General features: G+C 71.5%; 1 protein-coding gene. It reads left to right on the top strand.

Going from position 1 to position 947, the window contains the following annotated elements:
- Positions 1 to 823: type VII secretion protein EccB (locus KUM32_RS37865; protein ID WP_217146359.1), on the top strand; the 823-nt coding region annotated here is incomplete at its 5' end.
- Between the last annotated feature and the right edge of the window lie 124 nt (positions 824 to 947).

A 947-nucleotide genomic window follows, 5' to 3' on the forward strand; every position in this document is an offset into this window, starting at 1 on the left:
GAGCGTCACCGATGACTGGCTGAGAACGCTGCGCGACGGCACCCCGATCACCTTCCCGCACCTTCCGGGCACCGTCGCCACTGACGCGGGCATCGACGGGCTCAGCGAGGAGGAGGGGCGCGTGGGCATGGTGCTGCGGGCGAAGACCGGCACCGGACCCCAGCACTACGTGGTGCTCCCCGGCAAGGTGCTCCCCGTCTCGGACTTCACCGCCGAACTGCTCCTCAGCTCGCCCGAGACGGACCGCCTGAACCAGGCCGGACAGGCCAGGGACGTCGACGCCCAGGCGTTCTCGCCCGAGGGCGCCGAAGACGCGTTCTACGGCGACCGCGCGTGGCCACAGGCGAAGGCGGTGCAGGTCAACTCGCTCGGCGGCGAATCAGCCCGCGACACGGTGTGCAGCGTCCTGCGCGACGTGAAGGCCAACGGCACGACGAAGCTGAGCACCTGGGCCGGACAGGGCTTCCCCGCGACGATCGCGGAGGGCGGCAGCACCACCTACGTCACGCCGGGCACCGGGCTGCTCTACCGCGAGATCCGCGGCCACCAGTCCAGCTCCGGCTCGCTCTTCCTGGTGACCGACACGGGGCTGCGCTACGCGGTGCAGACGAACAACGACAGCAGCTCCGAGGAGAGCGTGATCGGCACGGACGGCAAGCCGAAGAAGGCGGACGAGGAGGGCCAGCGCGACGTCGACCAGGCACGTATCCGCCTCGGCTACCGAGACGTCAAGCCGGCCCGTGTGCCCACCGAGTGGTCGTCCTTCCTGGCCAAGGGCCCCCGCCTGGACACCACCGCGGCCCGGCAGCCGCAGGGAGCGTAGCCACGGCGTACGGGGCGGCGATCCTCCCCGGGAGCACGGAGCACGGAGCACGGAGCACGGAGCACGGAGCACGGAGCACGGAGCACGGAGCACGGAGCACGGAGCACGGAGCACGGGGCCACTG

This window comes from Streptomyces sp. AC627_RSS907, from assembly GCF_019049165.1.